The sequence below is a fragment of the Pseudomonas triticicola genome, from assembly GCF_019145375.1.
In the GTDB taxonomy this organism is placed as follows: domain Bacteria; phylum Pseudomonadota; class Gammaproteobacteria; order Pseudomonadales; family Pseudomonadaceae; genus Aquipseudomonas; species Aquipseudomonas triticicola.
On sequence record NZ_JAHSTX010000004.1, the window covers coordinates 1 to 2,533 of the forward strand.

The following is a 2,533-nucleotide window of genomic DNA, read 5'->3' on the forward strand; positions in this document are numbered from 1 at the left end:
CTCATCACGCCTGCTCCATTGCAATGACGGACCGTGGCGCAGCTTGCGTTGATTGCCGTGCAGGTCGAACCAGCTGCCGAAGTCCGGCGGCTCGTCGCCTGTTTGCCAGCGCACCCCGCGATTGCTGTTGTCGTCGATGCGCATTGTGCGGGTGCGACTATTGCCGTCGCGCTGATGACGCGATTCGATCAGATTGCCGCCATCGTCGTAGCTATACGTCTGGGTGTAGTTGAGGCGGTTTAGTTCGTCGGGCGGTTGCGGCAGGCCGGGAATGTCCGGGGGCAGGGCATCGTCATGACCGGTCGCGCGAATCAGACGGTACAGGGAGTCGTAGTCGAATTCACGGTGGCCGTCGACCCGTTGATTGGCGAACCAGGTTGGCTCGAAGGCGTGGTCTTCGATGCGGATGATATTGCCGACGCGATCGTAGAAATATTGCAGATCCTGCAATCTGGGGTGAGCGGTTTTCTGACTGGTGCGCGTATGCAGGCGTCCATCGGCCGGGTCATACGTCCACTGACTCAGGACACCGTTACCGGCCAGTTGCGAGGTGATCTGATTGTTGGCGTTGTACTGCGCATCCAGCAAGACCTGCGTGACTTTCGTCTCGACTTGCAGCTCCACTTGCCTGAGCTGTCCGGCAAGACCATAGCGCGATGCTCTGCGATGGCCGCCGGCATCGGTTTGCTCCAGCACCGTGCCCAGTGGGCTGAATATCTGATGACTGGTGAAAGCCTGTGTGTCCTGGAAAGTTCGGGTTTCCTGCATCGGCTGGCCGGCGAGGGAATAGCTGGATATCGCCAGAACACCAGACGCATCGGTTTGCTTGATCAACCGTCCGCGCAGGTTGTGGTTGGTGGTGTCGGCGCCACCGGCGTAGAGGAAAGTTTCGACCTCTTCCTCCTCATCCTTTCTGGTGACCTGGAGTCTGACGACACGCAACTGGTCGTCAAAGGTCGATCGCCAGACATGGCCGCGCTCGTCCCAACGTTGCCGAGGCTCACCGGCCAGCCCCGGCAGGACCAAACGCCAGCCGGCATCGACGCTGTCGATTTTCAACACGGTGCCGTTGAGCGAGTAGTGAGTCGTGAGGTTGGGCGCAGATAAGCGCGGATCCCGTTTCTCGACCAGGCGCCCGGCAGGATTGTGAGTCTGGCAGGTGATCAGGGGCTTGATCTCTCCATGCGTCGTTGCACAAAGATAGGCAATATGCCTGACAACCAAAGCCCGTGGATCATTGACCTGCACGCTTGGCGTATGGATATGCGTTGATCTATTCAAGGGCCAGGTGCTCATGATTATCCAGGCGCAGAACCACGGCAAAACTGCCTGAAGGTAGGCGAACTTATTTACGCCGTCTTTTGACCGTTGTATTGGCGATATCTGCCAATCAACTCGATACCGCGCCTTGCTTCAGCCATGCGTACGGAAATTTCTTTCTTGATCCGATCCCGGCTGATTGAGCTGGAGTTCTGGGTTCCGACGCTACCTGTTGCAAGATCCAGCGCATAACCGAATGAGCCCACTAGACCTTGGTCATAAAATTCGTTGACTCCGATTTCGCTGAAAGCCGCATTGATGTCGCTTTGGTCCTGTTCAAGCATGTCGATAATCAAACCCAACGCTGTCTCGAGGTCATCAATTTCGATATCCCTTAAACCGGCCAGCGCTGTGGCTGTGTCCTTTCCAGAGTAAGCAATGGCCATCATGTCACTCGCAGCGGGTATCTGCGCAAACTTGCTGAGCGTTTTCTCGGCCACTGTTCCGATCAGCTTATCGGCTCCCTCGGAAGTCCGAGGATCATATGATCTGGCTATTTTTTTGCGTATCTCAGAGGGGTTAAAATGCTCGTTGTGGCGTTGCTGTGAATGCTCTCGGGATTCAGTTTTTTGGCATTGGGCAGGACGGGAGTGGAAACAGTTGTAATTTCGCCGAGTTTGTCGATTGCCGCGCCGGAGACTTTTGAGGCGACGATCCCTCCGATAAATGTCCCGACTCCGGGCAATATCAGCGTCCCAAGTGCTTCGCCGCCTTTCCCTGCTGTCGTGGTGGCAACTCCCTTGCCAATGTTGAAGCCGGTGTTTATGGCCATGCGTTTGGAAATGTCCGTAGCGCTGAATAGTCCGTTCAATTGCCGATTGTACGTTTGCAGCTCATTGCCCAGGTTATCCAGGACTTTTGCGTAGGTCGCGATCTCCTGCCTGACGTCAGACGGTAAGTTTTTTTTGTTACCGTCGTTATCGATGAACAGAATCGGGTTGTTACCGACAAAACCATACAGATTCAACCCATCCACATCCCCCGCCGGATCAGTACTGACCCAACGTTGCAACCACGGCGCGTAATAGCGGGCGCCGTAGTAGTACAAACCGCTGACATCCATTTCCTTGCCGGAATAACGGATAAAGCGGTATTCGATTTCCGACTCCGGGGCCATCCACGCGGTTTCGCCGAACGGGTAATAGCCTTCTGCGCTGGTGACCACAGCGTCTTCATTGAGCTCCATCACGCAAGAGCCGAGGTGGTCTTCGAG

At 55.8% G+C, this 2,533-nt stretch carries 3 protein-coding genes; all 3 read right to left on the reverse strand.

All coding sequences use genetic code 11. From position 1 onward, the window contains the following. Positions 1-1,296, reverse strand: a 1,296-nt coding sequence (locus tag KVG85_RS25850; protein ID WP_367615329.1) for an RHS repeat domain-containing protein, incomplete at its 3' end; no start/stop codon positions are given. A 53-nt stretch (positions 1,297-1,349) separates the two neighbouring features. Next, the gene (locus tag KVG85_RS25855; RefSeq protein WP_217865411.1) at positions 1,350-1,760 is read right to left on the reverse strand and encodes a hypothetical protein; all 411 of its coding nucleotides are present in this window, start codon (positions 1,758-1,760) and stop codon (positions 1,350-1,352) included. Positions 1,761-1,813: 53 nt separating this feature from the next. Continuing rightward, on the reverse strand, positions 1,814-2,533 hold a 720-nt coding region (locus tag KVG85_RS25860; RefSeq protein WP_217865412.1), incomplete at its 5' end, for an RHS repeat-associated core domain-containing protein.